The sequence below is a fragment of the Streptomyces sp. DSM 118878 genome (assembly GCF_052936595.1).
The window spans coordinates 1,617,585-1,637,895 of the sequence record NZ_CP193622.1 but is presented as its reverse complement, the minus strand read 5'-3'; the positions used below and the strand labels follow the sequence as shown (position 1 = coordinate 1,637,895).

Annotated in this window: 20 protein-coding genes; 10 read left to right on the top strand and 10 right to left on the bottom strand. The window is 72.8% G+C overall.

The features are described 5' to 3' along the window. The first annotated feature begins 16 nt into the window (after nt 1-16). Nucleotides 17-1,057, top strand: a complete 1,041-nt coding sequence (locus tag ACRAKF_RS06785; RefSeq protein WP_447035986.1) for an NUDIX hydrolase — start codon at nt 17-19, stop codon at nt 1,055-1,057. A gap of 28 nt (nt 1,058-1,085) precedes the next feature. Here the strand turns inward: ACRAKF_RS06785 and ACRAKF_RS06780 are convergent, their stop codons facing one another. Further along, on the bottom strand, nt 1,086-2,441 hold the full coding sequence (locus tag ACRAKF_RS06780; RefSeq protein ID WP_447035985.1) for a M20/M25/M40 family metallo-hydrolase: 1,356 nt from the start codon (nt 2,439-2,441) through the stop codon (nt 1,086-1,088). A 135-nt stretch (nt 2,442-2,576) separates the two neighbouring features. Between ACRAKF_RS06780 and ACRAKF_RS06775 the strand changes: the two genes are divergently transcribed. The 4 genes from ACRAKF_RS06775 (at nt 2,577) to ACRAKF_RS06760 (ending at nt 6,419) form a co-directional block, all read left to right on the top strand. Continuing rightward, nucleotides 2,577-3,779: a geranylgeranyl reductase family protein gene (locus ACRAKF_RS06775; RefSeq protein WP_447035984.1), complete on the top strand. Its 1,203-nt coding sequence runs from the start codon at nt 2,577-2,579 to the stop codon at nt 3,777-3,779. A 167-nt stretch (nt 3,780-3,946) separates the two neighbouring features. After that, the gene (locus tag ACRAKF_RS06770) at nt 3,947-5,242 is read left to right on the top strand and encodes a sensor histidine kinase (RefSeq protein WP_447035982.1); all 1,296 of its coding nucleotides are present in this window, start codon (nt 3,947-3,949) and stop codon (nt 5,240-5,242) included. Continuing rightward, complete coding sequence (locus tag ACRAKF_RS06765; RefSeq protein WP_447035981.1) at nt 5,217-5,882, top strand: response regulator; 666 nt, start codon at nt 5,217-5,219, stop codon at nt 5,880-5,882. The genes ACRAKF_RS06770 and ACRAKF_RS06765 overlap by 26 nt, the downstream gene beginning before the upstream one ends. Before the next feature lie 126 nt (nt 5,883-6,008). Continuing rightward, nucleotides 6,009-6,419, top strand: coding sequence for a MarR family winged helix-turn-helix transcriptional regulator (locus ACRAKF_RS06760; RefSeq protein ID WP_447035980.1), 411 nt, complete (start codon nt 6,009-6,011; stop codon nt 6,417-6,419). A gap of 11 nt (nt 6,420-6,430) precedes the next feature. Here the strand turns inward: ACRAKF_RS06760 and ACRAKF_RS06755 are convergent, their stop codons facing one another. Together ACRAKF_RS06755 and ACRAKF_RS06750 are read right to left on the bottom strand one after the other, a co-directional pair. Beyond that, nucleotides 6,431-7,180, bottom strand: a complete 750-nt coding sequence (locus tag ACRAKF_RS06755; protein ID WP_447035978.1) for a maleylpyruvate isomerase family mycothiol-dependent enzyme — start codon at nt 7,178-7,180, stop codon at nt 6,431-6,433. 58 nt (nt 7,181-7,238) lie between these two features. Beyond that, nucleotides 7,239-8,441, bottom strand: coding sequence for an MFS transporter (locus ACRAKF_RS06750; protein ID WP_447035977.1), 1,203 nt, complete (start codon nt 8,439-8,441; stop codon nt 7,239-7,241). A 274-nt stretch (nt 8,442-8,715) separates the two neighbouring features. Here ACRAKF_RS06750 and ACRAKF_RS06745 point away from each other — a divergent pair, with 274 nt between their 5' ends. After that, nucleotides 8,716-9,948 carry an ROK family protein gene (locus ACRAKF_RS06745; protein WP_447035975.1) on the top strand — a complete coding sequence of 411 codons (1,233 nt, stop codon included), beginning with the start codon at nt 8,716-8,718 and terminating at the stop codon, nt 9,946-9,948. A gap of 21 nt (nt 9,949-9,969) precedes the next feature. Here ACRAKF_RS06745 and ACRAKF_RS06740 read toward each other — a convergent pair whose 3' ends face one another. From ACRAKF_RS06740 to ACRAKF_RS06725, 4 genes are all read right to left on the bottom strand, one after another. Further along, nucleotides 9,970-11,184: an MFS transporter gene (locus ACRAKF_RS06740; RefSeq protein WP_447035974.1), complete on the bottom strand. Its 1,215-nt coding sequence runs from the start codon at nt 11,182-11,184 to the stop codon at nt 9,970-9,972. Nucleotides 11,185-11,332: 148 nt separating this feature from the next. Beyond that, nucleotides 11,333-11,932 (bottom strand): TetR/AcrR family transcriptional regulator, encoded by a 600-nt coding sequence (locus ACRAKF_RS06735; RefSeq protein ID WP_447035973.1) that lies wholly within the window; start codon nt 11,930-11,932, stop codon nt 11,333-11,335. A gap of 167 nt (nt 11,933-12,099) precedes the next feature. Then, complete coding sequence (locus ACRAKF_RS06730; RefSeq protein WP_447035972.1) at nt 12,100-12,693, bottom strand: DUF4865 family protein; 594 nt, start codon at nt 12,691-12,693, stop codon at nt 12,100-12,102. A 57-nt stretch (nt 12,694-12,750) separates the two neighbouring features. Then, nucleotides 12,751-13,338, bottom strand: coding sequence for a TetR/AcrR family transcriptional regulator (locus ACRAKF_RS06725; protein ID WP_447035971.1), 588 nt, complete (start codon nt 13,336-13,338; stop codon nt 12,751-12,753). 172 nt (nt 13,339-13,510) lie between these two features. Between ACRAKF_RS06725 and ACRAKF_RS06720 the strand changes: the two genes are divergently transcribed. Genes ACRAKF_RS06720 through ACRAKF_RS06710 form a run of 3 tightly spaced genes read left to right on the top strand, consistent with a single transcriptional unit; the run spans nt 13,511 to nt 17,195 of the window. Next, nucleotides 13,511-13,804 carry an SHOCT domain-containing protein gene (locus tag ACRAKF_RS06720; RefSeq protein ID WP_447035970.1) on the top strand — a complete coding sequence of 98 codons (294 nt, stop codon included), beginning with the start codon at nt 13,511-13,513 and terminating at the stop codon, nt 13,802-13,804. Further along, on the top strand, nt 13,801-14,628 hold the full coding sequence (locus ACRAKF_RS06715; RefSeq protein WP_447035969.1) for an ABC transporter ATP-binding protein: 828 nt from the start codon (nt 13,801-13,803) through the stop codon (nt 14,626-14,628). Before ACRAKF_RS06720 ends, ACRAKF_RS06715 begins: the two co-directional genes overlap by 4 nt. Continuing rightward, nucleotides 14,625-17,195, top strand: coding sequence for an ABC transporter permease (locus ACRAKF_RS06710; RefSeq protein ID WP_447035968.1), 2,571 nt, complete (start codon nt 14,625-14,627; stop codon nt 17,193-17,195). The genes ACRAKF_RS06715 and ACRAKF_RS06710 overlap by 4 nt, the downstream gene beginning before the upstream one ends. Before the next feature lie 68 nt (nt 17,196-17,263). On the opposite strand, the gene ACRAKF_RS06705 is transcribed toward ACRAKF_RS06710, so the two are convergent. Together ACRAKF_RS06705 and ACRAKF_RS06700 are read right to left on the bottom strand one after the other, a co-directional pair. Continuing rightward, complete coding sequence (locus ACRAKF_RS06705; protein WP_447035967.1) at nt 17,264-17,737, bottom strand: ATP-binding protein; 474 nt, start codon at nt 17,735-17,737, stop codon at nt 17,264-17,266. Between the two features lie 213 nt (nt 17,738-17,950). Beyond that, nucleotides 17,951-18,280, bottom strand: coding sequence for a hypothetical protein (locus ACRAKF_RS06700; protein WP_447035966.1), 330 nt, complete (start codon nt 18,278-18,280; stop codon nt 17,951-17,953). Nucleotides 18,281-18,658: 378 nt separating this feature from the next. Here ACRAKF_RS06700 and ACRAKF_RS06695 point away from each other — a divergent pair, with 378 nt between their 5' ends. Next, complete coding sequence (locus ACRAKF_RS06695) at nt 18,659-19,753, top strand: PLP-dependent cysteine synthase family protein (RefSeq protein ID WP_447041847.1); 1,095 nt, start codon at nt 18,659-18,661, stop codon at nt 19,751-19,753. A 3-nt stretch (nt 19,754-19,756) separates the two neighbouring features. On the opposite strand, the gene ACRAKF_RS06690 is transcribed toward ACRAKF_RS06695, so the two are convergent. After that, the gene (locus ACRAKF_RS06690; protein WP_447035965.1) at nt 19,757-20,248 is read right to left on the bottom strand and encodes an SRPBCC family protein; all 492 of its coding nucleotides are present in this window, start codon (nt 20,246-20,248) and stop codon (nt 19,757-19,759) included. Between the last annotated feature and the right edge of the window lie 63 nt (nt 20,249-20,311).

Sequence of the window (20,311 nt, the reverse complement as noted above, 5' to 3'; positions counted from 1 at the left end):
CGGAAGAGGGGGAACCGTGATCGTCTGGATCAACGGCGCGTTCGGTGCGGGCAAGACCAGTACCGCACGGGAACTGATCGAGCTGATCCCGAACAGCACACTCTTCGACCCCGAGATCATCGGCGGCGCGCTGTCACACTTGCTGCCCGCCAAACACCTGGCGGAAGTCGGCGACTATCAGGACCTGCCGATCTGGCGCCGCCTCGTCGTCGACACGGCGGCCGCGATCCACGCCGAAGTGGGCGGCGTCCTGGTCGTCCCGATGACCCTGCTGCGCCAGGAGTACCGCGACGAGATCTTCGGCGGTCTCGCCTCGCGCAGAATTCCCGTGCGCCACATTCTGCTCGCCCCCGAGGAAACGATCCTGCGGGCACGGATATCCGGGCGGGCGGTGCCGCCGGACCTGCCCGACGGCGATGTGCGCGTACGGCAGTGGTCGTTCGACCACATCGAGCCCTACCTGACGGCCCTCGCGGAATGGCTCGGCGCGGACGCCCACCGCGTCGACACCAGCTCGCTCACGCCCTGGGAGACCGCGGCCCGCCTCGCCGAAGCCGTGCGGAACGGGGAGGCGTCCGTCTGCGACATCGTGCAGACGCCGGAGCCCACCGCGGAGACCCTCGCCGCCGGAGTGCTGCTCTTCGACGAGCAGGACCGGGTACTGCTGGTCGACCCGACGTACAAGGCCGGGTGGGAGTTCCCCGGCGGCGTCGTCGAACCGGGCGAGGCCCCCGCGCGCGCGGGCGTACGCGAAGTGGCCGAGGAGACCGGCATACAACTGCACGGACTGCCCCGCCTGCTCGTCGCCGACTGGGAGCCGCCGCAGCCGCCCGGCTACGGCGGCATGCGGTTCCTCTTCGACGGCGGCAGGCTCGACAGCGCCGACGCCGACCGCGTCCTGCTGCCGGGCCCCGAACTCCGCGGCTGCCGCTTCGTCACCGAGGGGGAAGCCGCCGACCTGCTGCCCTCGGTCCGCTACGAACGGCTCCGCTGGGCCCTGCGGGCACGCGAACGCGGTGCGCCGCTGTACCTGGAGGCGGGCGTCCCGCTCGGCTGACGGGCGGGCGCCCCAGGCCCCCGGGTCGTCAGCTCGCCGCGTACTTCCGCAGGAACAGCGCCTCGGCCACGGAGAGCCGCTCCAGCTCCTGGGGAGACACGCTTTCGTTGGCCGCGTGGATCTGCGCCTCCGGCTCGCTCAGGCCGATCAGCAGGATCTCCGCCCGCGGGTAGAGCGTGGAGAGGGTGTTGCACAGCGGGATCGAACCGCCCTGGCCCGCGTACTGCATCTCCTGGCCCGGGTAGGCCTCACTCATCGCCTCGGCCATCGCCGCGTAGGCCGGGCTCGTGGTGTCGGCGCGGAACGGCTGGCCCTGCCCGATCTGCTCCGTGTGCACCCGAGCGCCCCACGGCGTGTGCGACTCGATGTGCGCCTGGAGCAGCTTCGTCGCCTCGGCGGCGTCGACGCCCGGCGGCACCCGCAGGCTGATCAGCGCCCGCGCGCCCGCCTGCACGGAGGGCGTCGCGCCGATCACCGGCGGGCAGTCGATGCCGAGGACGGTGACGGCGGGGCGCGCCCAGATCCGGTCGGCGACCGTGCCGCCACCGATCAGGTCCACACCGTCGAGGACCTTGGCGTCCTTGCGGAAATCGTCCTCTTCGTACTGAAGGCCGTCCCAGACGGCGTCACCCGTGAGGCCGTCGACCGTCGTCGAGCCGTCCTCGGCGCGCAGCGAGTCCAGGGCCCGCACCAGCGCCGCGAGCGCGTCGGGGGCGGCGCCGCCGAACTGGCCCGAGTGCAGGTTGCCCTCAAGCGTGTCGACCGTGACGCGTACGAGCGTCATGCCGCGCAGCGTCGACGTCACCGTCGGCAGGCCGACCCGGAAGTTGCCCGCGTCACCGATGACGATCGTGTCGGCGGCGAGCAGCTCGGGGTGCTCCTCCGCGTACCGCTCCAGACCGCCGGTGCCCTGCTCCTCGGAGCCCTCGGCGATGACCTTGACGCTCACCGGGACGCCGCCGTTCGCCTTCAGGGCGCGCAGCGCGAGCAGGTGCATGATGACGCCGCCCTTGCAGTCGGCGCTGCCGCGGCCGTACCAGCGGCCGTCCCGCTCGGTCAGCTCGAACGGCGGAGTGGCCCACGCGGCCTCGTCCAGCGGCGGCTGCACGTCGTAGTGCGCGTAGAGCAGGACCGTCGGGGCGCCCTCGGGGCCCGGCAGGAAGCCGTACACCGACTGCGTGCCGTCCGGGGTGTCGAGCAGCGCGACGTCACGGAAACCCTCGGCGCGCAGCGCGTCGGCCACCCAGTTCGCCGCGGCCTCGCTCTCGCTCCTCGGGAACTGGCCGAAGTCCGCCACCGACTTGAAGGCCACCAGTTCGGTGAGCTCCGCCTTCGCCTTCGGCATGAGTGAGGCGATGGTTCCGGCGATCGGATCCCGCGACATGGGCACGCTCCTCGTAGGTGCGACGTTGTACGTGTGGGTATATGTGATCCTCCCACAAGAGGGACCCCGAAGCCTCCGCCGTAGGATGCCTCGGGAAAGCGCGGCCAACAGCGGGATCAGGAGCGGTAGACCAACGTGAGCAGCGAGAACTCAGCGGACGACGCCCGGCACGTGTGGGACGTCGTCGTGGTCGGAGCCGGCCCCGCCGGAGCCTCGGCGGCGTACGCGGCGGCCGTCGCGGGACGCAGCGTGCTGCTCCTGGAGAAGGCCGACCTGCCGAGGTATAAGACATGCGGCGGCGGCATCATCGGCCCCTCGCGCGACTCCCTGCCTCCCGGCTTCGAGCTGCCCTTGCGCGACCGGGTGCACGCGGTGACGTTCTCCCTCGACGGCAAGTTCACGCGCACCCGCCGCTCCCGGCAGATGCTCTTCGGTCTCATCAACCGCCCCGAGTTCGACCAGCAGCTCGTCGAGCACGCGCAGAAGGCGGGCGCCGAGCTGCGCACCGGCGTCACCGTCGCGCGCGTGCAGCAGCACGGGCCCGACGTGCCCGACCGGCGCACCGCCGCCGTCGTGCTCCAGGGCGGCGAGACCGTCCTGGCCCGTGCCGTGGTCGGCGCCGACGGCAGCGCGAGCCGCATAGGGGCCCATGTCGGCGTCAAGCTGGACCAGGTCGACCTCGGCCTGGAGGCGGAGATCCCGGTGCCCGCGACCGTCGCGGAGGACTGGGCGGGCCGCGTGCTCATCGACTGGGGCCCGATGCCGGGCAGTTACGGCTGGGTCTTCCCCAAGGGCGACACCCTCACCGTCGGCGTGATCTCCGCGCGCGGAGAAGGCGCCGCCACCAAGCGGTACTTGGAGGACTTCATCGCCCGGCTCGGCCTCGCGGGGTTCGAGCCCAGCATCTCCTCCGGGCACCTCACCCGCTGCCGCAGCGACGACTCGCCGCTCTCGCGCGGCCGGGTCCTCGTCTGCGGCGACGCGGCCGGACTTCTCGAACCGTGGACCCGCGAGGGCATCTCCTTCGCGCTGCGCTCCGGGCGGCTCGCGGGGGAGTGGGCGGTCCGCATCGCCGAGGCGCACGACGCGGTGGACGCCCGCCGCCAGGCGTTGAACTACGCCTTCGCCATCAAGGCGGGCCTCGGCGTGGAGATGAGCGTCGGGCGCCGCATGCTCAAGGTCTTCGAGCGCCGCCCCGGCGTCCTGCACACGGTTCTCACCGGCTTCCGCCCCGCGTGGAACGCCTTCGCGAGGATCACCCGCGGCTCGACGACCCTGGGCGAGCTGGTACGGACGCATCCGCTGGCGGGCCGGGCGCTGAACTCGCTGGACCGCTAGCGGGCCCCGGCCGGGGAGCCTCGCGGTACGTCGGGCCCCGCCCGACCGTGACCGCCGGGAGCGCGCCGGGCCTCGGCTGAAGGGCGGCGGCTACTCCCGCGGGAGTACGCGTGATCACCTCGCCCGGCGGACGCCGCCGGCGCGCCCCGCGGTCTAGCGTGACCGCCATGGACGAACAGCGCGACAGCGGACCCGGCGGTCCGTTCCCCGCCCGGGGAGGACCGTGGCGGCAGGGTCCGCCCTGGCGGAACCGCGGGCCGTGGGACCGCACAGGCCGCCGGCTGCCCTGGCTGACGACGCTGGCGCTCACCGCGTTCGTCCAGATCGGCTCCGGCTTCGCCGCGCACGGCCAGCCCGACCGGGAGCCGCTGACCCCCTTGGCCCGGGTGCTGCTGCTCCTGGCCACGGCAGTGCTGCTGTTCCGCCACCGCCACCCGGCCGCCGTCGTGTCCGCCGCCGCCGGGCTCACGCTGGTCTACCTCGGCGCCGGTTTCGCGTACGGTCCCGTGCTCCTCGCCGTCGCCGTGGCCTGCTTCGCGGCGGTCGTCGCGGGACACCGGCGTGCGGCGTGGGGAGCCGTCGGCGCGCTCTGGGCCGGGCATCTGCTCCTCGCGCACTGGCTCTACCGGTGGCTGCCGCCCGGCGACGACGGGGCCCGCTCCTGGAGTCAGGAGGTCGTGGGCGCCGTCTGGGTCGTCGCGATCGTGGCTGTCTCCGAACTCGGCCGCGTACGCCGTGAACAGTGGGCCAAGGAGCGTGCCGAGCGGGCCCGGGCCGCCGAGCGGCGTGCGGACGAGGAGCGGATGCGCATGGCGCGCGAGCTGCACGACGTCCTCGCGCACAGCATCTCCGTCATCAACGTCCAGGCCGGCGTCGGCCTCGCCCTGCTCGACTCCGATCCCGAACAGGCCCGCACCGCCCTGACCACGATCAAAGCCGCCAGCAAGGAGGCGCTGGGCGAGGTGCGGCAGGTCCTGACCACCCTGCGCGCACCGGGTGAGGCGCCGCGCGCCCCGGCCCCCGGGCTCGACCGGCTCCCCGAACTCGTCGAACAGGCGGGGAGCGCGGGACTGACCGTGGACGTCACCACCGAGGGCGCCCCGGCCAAGCTGCCGCCGGGCATGGACCTGGCCGCGTTCCGCATCGTCCAGGAGGCGCTGACCAACGTCGTACGGCACTCCGGTTCACGCCACGCGCGCGTGCTGGTGCGCCACGCGGGGGCCGCGCTCACCCTGCGGGTCGACGACGACGGGCCCGCCACGGGTGCCGAAGCGGGCGGCAGCGGCAACGGACTTGCCGGGATGCGGGAGCGGGCCGCAGCCCTCGGTGGCACGATCGAGGCGGGCCCGCGCCAGGACGGCGGCTTCCGGGTCACCGCTGTGCTGCCACTGCCTCCGGGCCGGGGCGCGAAGACCCGTACCGCACCCGGGAGGACCAGTGATCCGCGTACTGCTCGCCGATGACCAGTTGCTGGTCAGAGCCGGTTTCAAGGCGCTCCTCGACGCCCAGCCGGACATCGGGGTGGTGGGCGAGGCCGCGGACGGCGAGGAAGCGGTGCGGACGGTGCGCGAGCTGCGTCCGGACGTGGTCCTCATGGACATCCGCATGCCGGTGCTCGACGGCCTCGCCGCGACGCGCCGGATCACCGGGGAGCCCGGCCTCGACGCCGTGAAGGTCGTCATGCTGACCACCTTCGAACTCGACGAGTACGTCTTCGAGGCGCTCCGCGCCGGGGCGTCCGGCTTCCTGGTCAAGGACACCGAGCCGGACGAACTGCTGCGCGCGGTGCGGGCGGTGGTCGAGGGCGACGCGCTGCTCTCGCCCGGCGTGACCCGCCGTCTGATCGCCGAGTTCGCCGCCCGCTCCAAGGAACCGGCCGCCGCCGATGCCCTCGCCGCGCTCACCGAGCGGGAGCGTGAGGTGATGGCGCTGGTCGGCATCGGACTCTCCAACGAGGAGATCGCACGCCGCCTGGTCGTCAGCCCGCTCACCGCCAAGACCCATGTGAGCCGCACCATGGTGAAGCTGGCCGCCCGTGACCGCGCCCAGCTCGTCGTCCTCGCCTACGAGTCGGGCCTGGTCCGGCCGGGCTGGCTGGGCTGAGCCAGAGCCGCCGCGAGAGCGGTTGAGTCAGTGTGCGGACAAGACCTATGCGTGCGTGCGCATGTACTGCATGTGCAATTGATTCCGATGCAACAAACGGCGTCTTCTCTGCTACCGTGCGATGTCATGGCGGCGAAAACGGCCGAGCAGGGGCTCGTGGACCAGTGGCGCGACATCCTCGCGGTGCACGCGCGCACCCTGTGCGAGCTCGACCGTGAGCTGCATCCGCACGGCCTCGGGGCGAGCGACTTCGAGGTGCTCGACGTCCTGGCCGAGGGCTCGTCGGACGACGGCGGCCGCACGTTCCGCGTGCAGGAGATCGCCTCCCAGGTGCACCTGAGCCAGAGCGCGCTCTCCCGTCTCATCGGACGTCTGGAGAAGGACGGCCTGGTGGAGCGCTGCATGTGCAGCGAGGACCGCCGGGGCGTACGCGTCTCCCTCACCGACAAGGGGCGCGCGCTGCACCGCGAGGTGCGGCCGTTGCAGCGGGCGGTCCTGAAGCGCATGCTCACCACCGGCGGCGCCCCGACGGTCTGAGCCCCTGGGGCTCACCGCATCACGATGGCCGACTTCTCCCGCCACAGCGCGGCGAGCGAGGGGTCGCCGGACACCTCGGGGAACGGCAGCCGGTTCCACAGCGCGAGGTAGAGCCGGGCCGCCTGCCCCGACACCTCGCAGTCGGCGTCGGCCGTCGCGCCGCGCTCCGTCACGGGCGGCCCCTCGGAGAGCCGTACGGTCCACGTCCACTCGGCGGGCGCGTCCGTGGCCCGCACCCTCAGCACCCGGGGCCGGGCGGTGCGGACCTGGCTCTTCTCCCGGCCGTGCAGGCCGAGGAGCAGCTCCTCGATGCCGTCCACGGCGAACTCCGCGTCGATCGGCGACACCGTGTCGCCGCACGCGGACTCGGCGTCCGTGCGGTGCACCGTCGTCTCGTGCGCCTGCCGCCGGGCCCAGAAGGCGAGGGGCGAGGGGGCGGGCAGGAAGGTCCAGCACTCGGCGTCGGGCGGCGTGGCGGTGAGCGTGTCGACCAGCGCGGCGTGCCCCTCGCGGAACCAGTCGAGCAGTTCGGCGCCGTCCAGCTCGGGCAGCTCCCCGCCGAGCCGGAACTCGGTGCGCCGCTCGGCCATGAACGCGGTGGCCCAGCGGTGCACCATCCCGGTGTGCCGCACCAGGTCCCGCACCTCCCACTCCGGGCAGGTGGGCACCTTGGCCCCGGGCCCGGCCTCCTCGGCCGCCCGGGCCAGCAGAAGGCCCTCGTCGCCGACCGCGCGTATGTAACGGGAAACGGAAACGTCCATGCGGGGATTGTGCCGGACGGCGCGGACGCGCGAGGCGGAGGCGGTCACCGCGCGGTCGTCAGTGTCGGCGCGTCGTGAAGCCGATCGCCGCGGCGATCGCGGCCAGGGCGGCCACGCTCGTGAGCGCCGTCGGCAGCGTGAACCAGTCCGCCATGAAACCGATGGCCGGCGGGCCGAGCAGCATGCCGCCGTAGCCGAGCGTGGACGCGGTCGCCACGCCGCTCGGCCCGGCCAGCGCGCCGGCCCGTTCGATGGCCACGGGGAAGATGTTGGCCAGCCCGAGCCCCGTGACCGCGAAGCCGACGAGCGCCGCCCAGACGGCGGGGGCGAGCGCCCCGAGCAGCATGCCGCCGGCGGCCGTGACGCCGCCCGCCACGAGCACGCGGGTCTGGCCGAGCCGTTCGAGCAGGACGGTTCCGCTGAGGCGGCCCACCGTCATCGCCAGGGCGAAGCACGAGTAGCCCGCGGCGGCGACCCCGGGATGGGCGGCCAGATCCTCTTCGAGGTGGAGCGCGCCCCAGTCGGCCAGCGCCCCCTCTCCGTACGCGGTGCACAGCGCGATGAGCCCGAAGACGATGACGAGACCACGGGTACGGGCGTCGAGACGGCGGGGGGCGCTGTCCTTGGAGTCCTTGGACCGGACGTCGCTCGGCGGGGCCGGAGGCTCCATCCGCAGCAGGGCGCGCCCCGCGACGGCGGTGACGAGCAGGCCGGTCACGGTCAGGCCGAGGAGGTGGCGGGTGGGGGAGAGCGACCCCGCGATGAGCCCGCCGATACCGGCGCCGACCATGCCGCCCAGGCTGAACGCCGCGTGGAAGCTGGGCATGATCGGCCGGCGCAGCGCGGCCACGAGGTCGACGGCGGCGCTGTTGAACGCGACGTTGATGCCGCCGTACGCGGCGCCGAAGACCAGGAGCACCGCGGCGAGCGCTGCCGCGGAGTGGGTCAGCGGCGGCAGGGCGACGCTGAGCGAGAGGAGTACGCCGCAGACCACGGTGACCCGGTGGCTGCCGAAGCGGCGGCAGAGCCGTCCGGTCAGCATCATCGTGATCACCGCCCCGGCCGAGACGCCGAGCAGCGCGAGCCCGAGCGTGCCGGTCGACGCGCCCGTCTGTTCCTTGATGGCGGGGATGCGGACGACCCACCCGGCGAAGATGAAGCCGTCGAGCGCGAAGAAGACGGTGAGCACGATCCGCAGGCGGCGGAGGTCGGGGACGGCGGGCCGCGACGCTGCGGTCCCTAGTTTGTTTAGTAGCGGCACAAAGTGAGGGTAGAGTGCGCATGGTTGTCGGAGCAAGGAGTTACGGGCACCGCATCGAGGCGCACGGTGCCGCGGGGCAAGGCGTATGAGCCGCGGGGCAAGGTGTACGGGCTGCGGGGCAAGGTGTACGGGCCGCGGAGGCAAGGCCCGCCGGTCGCGGACGCAAGATGTACCGGCCGCGGAGCGGCTCGCGGCGGTGGCGGTTCCTCGGAAGGAACGAGCGGATGACGTCCGAACGGCCTGGCCATGTACGGACCATGGGAGACTCCCCCTCATGAACGGCAAGGCTGACCCCCGCGCCGAGGGGGAAGTGACCACCCGCACCCGCCTGGAGCGAGGCCGCGGCGCGCTGGGACCCGCGCTCGAACTGGTGCACACTGGGCGCGCCCCCACGCGCGCCGTGCTCACCGCGGAGCTGGGCGTCACGCGCGCCACCGCGGGTGCCGTCGCCGCCGAGCTGGAGGCGCTCGGCCTGATCCGGATCGACGCGAAGCCGAGCGCCGCGGCAGGGTCGCAGGGCCGGCCCTCGCACCGCCTCTCCGTCGCGGAGGACGGCCCCGTGGTGCTCGCCGCGCAGGTGCACGCCGACGGCTTCCGGGCCGCTCTGGTCGGCCTCGGCGGGCGCATCGTCGCGACCGCGCCCGGCTGCGAGACCATCGCCGCCGACCCCGCCCAGGTCCTCGGCTCCGTCGTCGAGGCGGGCGCGCGGCTGCTGCGGGAGACCGGAAGGCGCTGCGTGGGGGCGGGCCTGGCCGCGCCGTCCGCCGTCGCCGAGCCGGAGGGCACCGCGCTGAACCCGCTGCACCTGGCGTGGCCCGCGGGTGCCCAGGTGCGGCAGATCTTCACCGACTGCGTACGCGACGCGAAGATCGCGGGCCCCGCCTTCGCCGCCAACGACGTGAACCTCGCCGCGCTCGCGGAGCACCGCCACGGCGCTGGCCGCGGCGCGCGGGACCTGCTCTGCGTGGCGACCGGACACCGCGGTGTCGGCGGCGCGCTCGTTCTGGACGGCCGTCTGCACACCGGGAGTTCGGGCCTCGCCCTGGAGGTCGGCCACCTCACGGTGAACCCGGAGGGGCGGCCCTGTTACTGCGGCAGCCGCGGCTGTCTCGACGTCGAGACCGACCCGCTGGCCTTCCTGACGGAGGCGGGCCGCGAACCCGGCCCCGAGGGGCTGCTCGTGCAGGCCCGTGAACTGCTGCGCGACGCCTACGGCGATCCTGCCGTGCGTACCGCCGCCGAGGCGCTGATCGACCGGCTCGGCCTCGGGCTCGCGGGCCTGGTCAACATCCTCAACCCGGACCGCATCATCCTGGGCGGCCTGCACCGCGAACTCCTGGAGGCGGACCCCGAGCGGCTGCGTGCCGTCGTCGCGGACCGGAGCCTGTGGGGACGCAGCGGCGGCGTACCGATCCTGGCCTGCACGCTGGACCACAACAGCCTGGTGGGCGCCGCCGAGCTGGCCTGGCAGCCGGTGCTCGACGACCCCTTGGGCGCGCTCGGCTAGACGCCCCCTGTATGCCCTCGGCTACAGGGTTGCCGCGAGGTCCGGCGCGGGTTTCCGCTCGGCGGCCGGAACCGGCTCCGGCCCGGCCTCGCCACCGGCCCGGCGGCGCAGCACGTCCGGCACCAGGGTGCCGAGACCGAGCAGGGCGAGGCCCGCGCCGATCCACAGCGGTGCCCGCAGCCCGAAGGCGTCGATGGCGGGGCCGCCGACGGAGGTGGCGATGATGATGCCGAGCGTGATGAACGACGAGTGGACGGTGTTGACCAGCGGCCGGGCGTTGCCGACGCGCTGGACCCGGGTCACCAGGGCCGGGTTCATCGTGACCCCGACCAGGCCGATGCCCATCATCAACACCACGGCGGGCACGGAGAGTTCGGCGAAGAGCGCGAATCCGGTGAGGAAGGCCAGGTTCAGCGCGAGGCCGATCAGGAGCACCGGGATCGTACGACGGTCGGCGAACCGTCCCACGACCGTGTTGCCGACGACGGTGGCCGCACCGTACGCGATGAGGAGCAGCGGCACGGTTCCCGTCGAGAAGCCGGTGATCTCGGTGAGGATCGGGTTCAGGTAGCTGAAGGCGGAGAAGGTGGCGCCGATGACGAAGGTGCTGGTGGTGAGCGTGAACCAGAGCCGCGGGTTGCGGAAGGCGCCCAACTCCTGCCGGAGGCCACCACTCTCCTCGGCGTCGCCGTCGGTGCCCGGCACTCCGGCGAGCGTGGCCAGGGCGGCGAGCACGGTCAGTGCCGTGATGGCCCAGAACGCCGCGCGCCAGCCCAGGTGTTCACCGATGACGGTGGAGATCGGCAGGCCGAGCAGCGTGCCGAGCATCAGCCCGTTGAGGGCCACGGCGACGGCACGGCCACGCACCGCGGGCCCGGTGATGCGGAAGACCAGTGAGAGGGAGACGCCGAAGAAGGCCTGTGACGCGATGCCGGTGACCACGCGGGCCACCAGCATGGTGGGGTAGTCGGGCGCGAGGGCGGCGAGCACGTTGCCCGCGAGGAAGATGCCGAAGAGCAGCATCAGCGCGTTCTTCTGACGCAACCTCAGGAGTGCGACGGTGAGGAAGGGGCCGCCGAAGGCCATCGCGGCGGCGAAGGCGGTGATGAGGTAGCCGATCTCGGGGATGGTGGCGTCAAGGCCGTCGGCCATCTGGGGCATGAGACCTGCGACGACGAATTCGCTGGTCACCATGGTGAAGATGCCGAGGGCCAGTACGTATACGGCGCGGGGCATGGCGTCGTACTCCTGTCAGGTGTCAGGTGGTGGGACCGAGGTTAGTTTTAGATAGGTCAGTACAAAACAAGGTCAGTAAAAAACAAGGCCAGGGCAAACAAGGGCATGGGTGAGTCACCCGTGGTGGTGCGGGGTGGGGCGGGCCCTGTCAGCGCACCGTCAGCGCGTCGAGCGCCGTCTCGGCGATGGCCTCCAGGGTGGTCCGGTCGGCACCGCCCTGCGCGGAGACGCGCATGCCGCCGATGACGGCGTTGAGGTACCGCGCGAGGGTCTGGGCGTCCCGGCCCGAGGTGATGTCACCGTCCCGCTGACCGGACCGGATGGCGGCCTCCATCGCGGCGAGCCGTTGCGCGAGGTCCCGCTCCAGCATTCCGGCGGCTTCGGGGTCACGCGCGGCGAGTTCTACGGTGGTGTTGACGGTGAGGCACCCGATGCTGTGCCCGTCCTCGCGCTGCGCGAACTCCCCGTCGATCACCCGGGTGAACAGGGCCCGCAGCCGCGCGGTGGCCGGGCGCTCCACGTCCTCCAGGATGTCGAGCTGGCCGGCGTTCATGGCCTCCATGTAGCGGGCGAGGGCGCGCCGGAACAGGTCGTGTTTGCTGCTGAAGGTGTTGTAGATGCTGCTGCGGCCCAGGCCGGTGGCTTCGCAGAGGTCCTGGGTCGAAGTGGCCTCGTAGCCCTTCACCCAGAACGCGCGCATCGCCGCGTCCAGGGCCCGCTCCTCGTCGAAAGTCCTCGGTCGGGCCATGTGGGGAACCGTACAGGTTTTGGAATGAGCAGTGCAATACGAGAGGTGAGCCGGGAAGGGAATGTCCCCCAAGGCGGTGTGGACCGTTGCCTAGGGGACTGCCCAGGTAGCTGCCTAGGGGACTGTCCAGGGGACTGTCCAGGTGACGGGAGCCGGGCCGGGTGGCGTCACCACTGCCGCCCCCGCGGCAGCTTCGGCCGCTCCGGTGCCGAGACGTGCAGCACCTCGAAGACGTCCCCGGCGCCCCGCGGTGCCTCGTGCTCCCAGAGGGAGAAGTGCACCGCCTCCCAGGTCCGCGGGTCGAAGGCCGTGAGCGCGGACAGCGCGCCCTCCTCGCGGGTGAACCGCTCGGCCTCGTCCGCCAGTTCGGCCGCCAGTGCCGGCAGTGGTGTCGCCGCGGGGATCGGCCGGCGGTGGCGTACCGCCGCCCTCGGCGTGGCCGCGCCGCCCGCCGCGACGGGCGACTCCTCGTACGAGAGAGTCGTCCAGTGCTGCACCACGGGACGCCCGAAGTCCTCGGCGAGGCCCTGGAATCCGGGACCGCAGAGGAAGGAGTTCATGCCGTGGGCGGTGTTCCAGAGGTAGAACGGCGCGTACTGGTTGACGGGGGAGCCGTCCCTGCCGCGCTCGCGCATCAGGTACGCCTTGAAGCCGAGCCCGGGGAACGCGTCGAGCAGATGGCCCTTCGTCGCGACGCGGCGCCGGATGACGTCCATGTCGTAGTCGGCGGGCAGCGTGATCTCGTACTGCATGGCGTGCATCGTGTGCTCCTTCGGCCGAGGTTGAGGTTGAGGCCGCGGCTGCGGCTGATGGCTCACTCACTCGGCGGCGGGCATGGCCGACGCGAGGAGGGCGAGCAGGCCGCGCGTGCCCGCATCGAAGGCGGCCGGCGAGCCGGAGGCGCGGGCCAGGACATAGCCGCCCTGGACCGTCGCCACGATCGCCGACGCGGTCTCGCGCGGGTCGAGCGACGCCGCGAACTCGCCCCGCTCGCACCCCTCCCGCACGATCGCGGCCAGCCGGTCGCGCAGCCAGTCGAGCGTCTCCGTCACGGGCGCGCGCAGTTCGTCGTCGGCGATGACGTCCGGGTCCATCGTGAGCCGACCGAGGGGGCAGCCCCGCAGTACGTCGCGCTCGCGCAGGAGGTATGCCTCGATGCGCGCGTACGCGGGTCCGTCACCGCCCAGCACGTCATCGACCGTGCGGCGCAGCTCGTCGGCGGTGCGCCGGATCGCGGCGAGCGCCAGGTCGGGTTTGCCCGTGAAGTGGTGGTACATACTGCCTTGTCCGGCGCCTGCTTGCCGCTGGATCGCCTTGGGGCTCGTGCCCACGTAACCGCGCTCCCACAGGAGCTCGCGCGTGGCCTCGATCAGACGCTCGGGAGTGCTCATGAAGCCACTGTACATACTAGTAGGTACAGTGGATGCAGGTGGTACGGAGTGCCGTGGAGCAGTCGCTCGCCCTCCGCGTACTCCCGCCGTGGTACGCGCGGTGACGCTGGCCGTACGACGACTCGGCATGCCTTGCGGAGCCAGTCTCGGAGTGTCGTTCGAGAACCCTTCCGAGGAGTTGACTCCCATGCAGACCCTGGCGCACTGGGACGGCGGGCCCGGCCCGTGGATCCTGTTCTTCCCGCTGATCTGGGCGGCCGTCGTGATCGGCGCCGTCACCCTCCTCCGCCGAGCCGGATGGCGTGGCGGGCGTGGACCGTTCCGATCCGCCGGGCGCCGTGACGTGGTCGCGGCGGACTCGCCCGTCGCCGCCCTCGGGCACCGCTTCGCGACCGGCGAGATCGACGAGGACGAGTACTGGCGGCGCCTCTCCGTCCTGAACGAGGAGTTCGGCCGTACGCCCAAGGGCGGCGCCGCATGAGCACCGCGACCGGACGTCCCGCGGACACCGCGCACACCGCGGACGCCGCCCGGGTCGCCGACGCCGTGAAGGTCTACGGCAGCGGCGACACCTCCGTAAGGGCCCTGGACGGGGTGAGCATCGGCTTTCCTGCCGGGCGGTTCACCGCGATCATGGGCCCTTCGGGCTCGGGCAAGTCCACCCTGATGCACTGCGCCGCGGGCCTCGACACGCTCACATCGGGCGCCGCCTTCATCGGCGACACGGAGCTCGGGACGCTGGACGACCGGCGTCTGACGCTGCTGCGCCGCGACCGCGTGGGTTTCGTCTTCCAGGCCTTCAACCTGGTGCCGACGCTGACCGTCGCCGAGAACATCTCGCTGCCCATGGACCTCGCGGGCATCCGCGGCGACCGCGAGTGGGCCGACTCCCTGATCGACGTCGTCGGGCTGCGCGACCGGCTCGGCCACCGGCCCTCCGAACTCTCCGGCGGGCAGCAGCAACGCGTCGCCGTGGCGCGGGCGTTCGCGGGCAGGCCCGATGTGGTCTTCGCCGACGAGCCGACCGGCAACCTCGACTCGCGCTCCGGCGAGGAGGTCCTGAACCTGCTCGGCCGGGCGGTGCGCCGGATGGGCCGCACCGTCGTCATGGTCACCCACGACCCGGTGGCCGCCGCCCACGCCGACGAGGTGGTCTTCCTCGCCGACGGCCGCCTCGTGGACCGGATGGTGGCCCCGACGGCCGACCGCGTCCTCGACCGGCTCAAGGCCTTCGACGCGGACCACGCGGGCGACGGGCCCGCACACCACCCGGACGCCCATCCCGTACGAGGAGCGCGGCCATGATGTCTCTCGGAGCCTCCACCCGCATCAGCCTGTCCTCGCTGCGCGGCCACAAGCGCCGCTTCGCCGGCACGTTCCTGGCCGTCATGCTCGGCGTCGCCTTCCTGGCGGGCACGCTCGTCATGGGCGACACCCTGCGCGCGAGCTTCGACACGATGTTCGGCGACGCGACCAGCGGCACCGACGCCGTCGTCCGCAGCGCGAACGCCGTCACCACCCCGGACGACAGCCAGGGCACCCGGCAGCCGGTGAAGACCTCCCTGGCCGACGAGATCGAGAAGGTCGACGGAGTCGCCGCCGCCGCGCCCGGCATCCAGGGCGCGGGCCAGCTCCTCGGCAAGGACGGCGAACCCATCGGCGGCCAGGGACCGCCCACCCTCGCCGGCAACTGGATGGCGGACACCGGCCTCAACGCGTACCAGCTCGCCCAGGGGCGCGCCCCGGAGCGGTCCGGCGAGGTCGTCGTCAACCGCGGCGCGGCCGAGGCCGGTGACCTGGAGATCGGCGACACGACGACGCTGCGCACGCCCGATCCCGTACGCGTCACCATCGTCGGCCTGGCCACGTTCGGCGGCGAGGACGGCATGGCGCAGACCACCTTCACCGGCATGACCCGGGCCGACGCAGAGAAGTACCTGACGCCGAGGCCCGGCGAGGCGGCGACCATCCAGGTGCGGGCGGGCCCCGGCGTGAGCGAACGCCAACTCGTCGAGCGGCTGGACCCCGTACTGCCCGAGGGCGTCGAGGCCATCACCGGCGAGGCCTTCGCCGCGGAGAACACGGACAACGTCTCCGGTCAGTTCCTGACGCTCTTCACCGGCTTCCTGCTGGTCTTCTCCGGGGTCGCCCTGCTCGTCGCCACCTTCAGCATCCACAACACCTTCGCCATCGTCGTCGCCCAGCGCACCCGCGAGAACGCCCTGCTGCGCGCGCTCGGCGCGTCCCGCCGCCAGGTCACCGCGTCGACGCTCGTCGAAGCGGCCGTCGTCGCCGTGGTGGCGTCGGCCGCGGGGCTCGCGGGCGGCATCGGCATCGCCGCCGGGCTCCAGGCGCTCTTCCCCGCCATCGGCTTCCCCTTCCCCGAGGGCGACCTGGTGGTCGGCGCGCTCTCCATGCTGCTGCCGCTCGCCGTCGGCGTGGTCGTCTGCCTCGGCTCCGCGCTGCTGCCCGCCGTCCGGGCCGGGCGCACCGCGCCGCTCGCCGCGCTCCGCGAGAGCGCGGTCGACCACTCGGGGGCCTCCCGCGGCCGGGCCGTCGCGGGACTCGGCCTCGCGTCGCTCGCCGTCGGCCTCACCCTGGCCGGCGTGCTGGTCAGCCCGTCGGTCTGGCTCGCAGGGGCCGGGGCGGTGCTCGCCCTCGCCGCGTTCGTGGTGCTCGGCCCCGTCGCGTCGTCGCGGGCGGTACGGATACTCGGCGGGCCCCTCGACCGGCTGCGCGGCGTGACGGGCGGCCTCGCCAGGCGCAACGCCCTGCGCAACCCCGGGCGGACCGCCGCCACCGCGAGCGCGCTGATGATCGGCGTGGCCGTGGTCTCGCTCTTCACGGTCTTCGGCGCCTCGCTGAAGGCGACCATGGACCAGACGGTGAACCGCTCCTTCGCGGGCGACGTCGCGGTGAGCACCCCCGGCTTCGGCGCGGGCGGCAGCGGCCTCAGCCCCGCGCTGGCCCCCGCGCTCGCCGAACGGCCCGAGGTGGCCACCGCCGTCGGCCTCGGCAAGGGCGCCGCGGAGATCAACGGCGAGGGACGCGCCCTCACCGTCACCGACCCCGTCTCCTTCGCCAGGTCCTTCGACCTCGGCGAGGTCGAGGGATCCCTGCGGGCGCTGGGCGACGACGGCATCGCGATCACCCGCACCGAGGCGGAGAAGCAGGACCTCGACGTCGGGTCACGGGCCGAACTGGCCTTCCCCGACGGCAAGGCGGCGTCCTTCGAGGTCCGCGCCGTGTACGACAGGTCGGAGCTGGCGGGCGACTACGTCATCACCCGCGAGGCCTGGGCGCCGCACCGGGCGCAGGACGCCGACAGCCTGGTCTCCGTCACCTTCAAGGACGGCGTCGGCGCCGCCGAGGGCGAGGCGGCGGTCGCCGAGACCGCCGAGAAGTACGGCAACCCGGACGTGCAGACCCGCGAGGAGTACGCGCAGTCCGCCGCCGGCGGCATCGACATGATGCTCACCCTCGTCTACGCCCTGCTCGCCCTCGCGGTGCTCATCGCGCTGCTCGGCATCGCCAACACACTGACCCTCGCCGTCCACGAACGCACCCGCGAGCTCGGACTGTTGCGGGCCGTCGGGCAGACCAGGGCGCAACTGCGGGCCATGGTCCGCTGGGAGTCGGTGCTCGTGGCCGCCTTCGGCACGGCGGGCGGGCTCGCGCTCGGCGGCTTCCTGGGCTGGGTGCTGGTCAAGGCCTCCGACGGGGCCACGGACAGCGCCTTCGCGTTCGCCCTGCCGCCGGGGCGGCTCGCGGTGGTCGCGGGGGTGGGCCTGGCCGCGGGAGCCTTGGCGGGGCTGCGCCCGGCGCGGCGCGCGGCGCGCCTCGACGTGCTGCGCGCCATCGCCACCGAGTGACCCCACCGGCGTACGCGCGAAGGCGTATGCCCGGTGCGGGACAGGAACGGGGGACGATCACCGCCCGGTCAGCCGGCAACGGCCGACCGGGCGGGAGTCTTCTCGGTCATCCCGTACACGGGGCGAAGGGGGACGGGCGCCGCGGGATCGGGGGCGGGGATCGTGAACCACACGACTTTTCCCGACTCCCCCTGCGGGCGCGCGCCCCAGCTCTCGCTCACCGCCGCGACCATCGCGAGGCCGCGGCCACAGGTCGCCATGGGCTCCGCCTCGTGGAACACGGGCAGCCGGGGATCGTGGTCGTGGACGGAGACGGTGAGCCGTTCGAGGAGCAGCTCGATCTCCACGGTGCAGCCCTTGTCCGGTTCGGCATGCCGGTGGACGTTGGTCAGCAGCTCGGTCACGCCGAGTGCGGCCTGGTCGATCAAGGGGTCGAGATGCCAGTACCGCAGTTGCGCGGAGATGATGCGGCGGACCTGGCGGATCCGCGACGGCAGGGCCTGAAGCTCCACCGTGCAATGCCTGCTTGGTTTGCTGATCACGGCTGCGACTCCCCGAATTGAGGTCCGGAAGAAGGCGTCGTTCGGATCCAGCAGGTGGCCGCTTGGTCTGCCGCCTACTGCGTGCCGGCGGCGGGCTGGTTCGCAGCGTCATCGCCGGTAAACCCAGAGTGATGTGAGACCAGAGTGACCCAGGGGGAACGGGCGTGCAACTCGCGCGGGCGGATGGAGTCCGTTCGGCCCGGTGCGGACCGTTCAGCTTCGTGCACGCCGTCCCGCGGCGCCGCGTACCGCCTCGATGAACCTGCGCACGGTCGGGGGCCCGGCCTGGCCGGGGGCCGGTTCGCGCCCGCCGAGAGTGAGTCGGTAACGGATGCCGTTCACCTCGGCCAGGGCGCGGTCCTCCGAGGCGAACCAGGGTTTGCCCGCCCGTACGGCCTGCACCGGAGCGCTGTCGATCTCCGTGCCGTAACTGGTGAGCAACTCCAGCCTGCCGTCGGCGATCCGGACCTGTCCCGCGCGCGTGAGGGAGCGCAGGCGCCGACCGATCCGCACACCCGTCGCCGTGAACTCCGGCTCAGCCATGACATAAGCCCCCTCGCGCGCTTCGGTGACATCGCTCCGTCCGGGACAGTGTCCCGTACTCCCGCCCGGGACAGTGTCCCGCACTCCCGTCCGGGCCATGTCCGTGACGTGCAGTCTGCCCGCCGTGGGCGTCGAGCACCAGTGCGCATTGGAGACGTCGGGAAACGCCGTCGACGCGGCGCCCCGGCCGCCCGCCGAGCCCGTTGCCATCGGCTGGGCCAGCAGTGCCTTTGAGGTGCTCAAAGGCATGTTTATGCAGGTGAGAAGCGTGCGAGGGGTGTTTAAGATCGAGGTGTACGGCCGCGTCGAATCGCGTCCGGCACGACGCGAAGGAGCCCCGCGGTGGACACCCCACAGCAATTTCGAGCCGACGGGCCGATGCCGACGCTCGACGTCGACCACAGCGACGCGGAGTACCGCGACTGGCTGAAAGAAGCCGTCCGGAAGGTCCAGGCCGACGCGAACCGCTCGGCCGACACCCACCTGCTGCGCTTCCCGCTGCCCGAGCGGTGGGGCATCGACCTGTACCTCAAGGACGAGTCCACGCACCCGACCGGCAGCCTCAAGCACCGCCTGGCGCGCTCGCTGTTCCTCTACGGCCTCTGCAACGGCTGGATCAGGCCGGGCCGCCCGGTCATCGAGGCCTCCAGCGGCTCGACGGCCGTCTCCGAGGCGTACTTCGCGAAGCTCATCGGGGTGCCCTTCATCGCGGTGATGCCGCGCACGACCAGCGCCGAGAAGTGCCGCCTGATCGAGTTCCACGGCGGCCGGTGCCACTTCGTCGACGATTCGCGCACGATGTACGCCGAGTCGGCGGCCCTCGCCGTCGAGACCGGCGGCCACTACATGGACCAGTTCACCTACGCGGAACGGGCCACCGACTGGCGCGGCAACAACAACATCGCCGAATCGATCTACCAGCAGCTCCGTCTCGAACGCTACCCGGAGCCCGCGTGGATCGTCGCCACGGCGGGCACCGGCGGCACATCGGCCACCCTCGCGCGCTACGTCCACTACATGCAGCACGACACCCGCATCTGCGTCGCCGACCCGGAGAACTCCTGCTTCTTCGACGGCTGGACGAAGAACGACCCGGACGCGACGAGCGACTGCGGCTCCCGCATCGAGGGCATCGGCCGCCCCCGCATGGAGCCCAGCTTCGTGCCCGGCGCGATCGACCGCATGATGAAGGTGCCGGACGCGGCGTCCGTCGCGGCGGTGCGCGCCCTGGAAGCCGCCATCGGCCGCAAGGCGGGCGGCTCGACCGGCACCGGCCTGTGGAGCGCCCTGAAGATCGTCGCCGAGATGGTCGCCGAGGGCCGCCAAGGCAGCGTGGTGACGCTGCTCTGCGACCCCGGCGACCGCTACCTGGACAAGTACTACTCGGACGCGTGGCTGGCCGAACAGAGCCTGGACATCACGCCGTACGCGGCGGCGATCGAGACCCTGCTGGCCACGGGGGAGTGGCGGTAGGCCCTAGCCGCGGTCCGGCTCCGCGGTCGCCGTGAGCCGGCGGTCCAGGTTCGTCACGGCGTCGCGGAAGGACCGGCCAAGACCGGCGCGGCCGGCCCTCAGCAGGAAGCGGAACGGAGCGGGGCCGTCCGCCGCGACGGTCCACTGAACACGGGTGCCGGTCACCGCCGGGCTGAGCAGCCACTCCTCCATGAGGGCGCGGGGGCCCGGCGCGTTCGTCTCGTCGACGCGATAGGCGTAGCGAAACGGGGCCTCGGCGGCGAGGATCGTCTCACGGAAGCGGGTGCCGCCCTTGAGGCGCACTTCACGGCCCTTGCCGCCGTCGACCGGGCGGCACAGGGTGACCGCGGTGAACCACCTCGGCCAGTCGGTCAGGTCGTCGGCCAGCGCCCGGTGGACCGCCGCCGGCTCCGCGCTCACCTCGCGCGCGAAGACCAGGCGCAGCGGTGCGGACTCGGCGAAGTCGAGCTTCACGGGCTTCAGACGGCGTGCCATCGAACGCTGCCCCCAGGAGAACGGGCGGGTTGACCGGGCACGGTCACCATAGCTGGCGGGCCG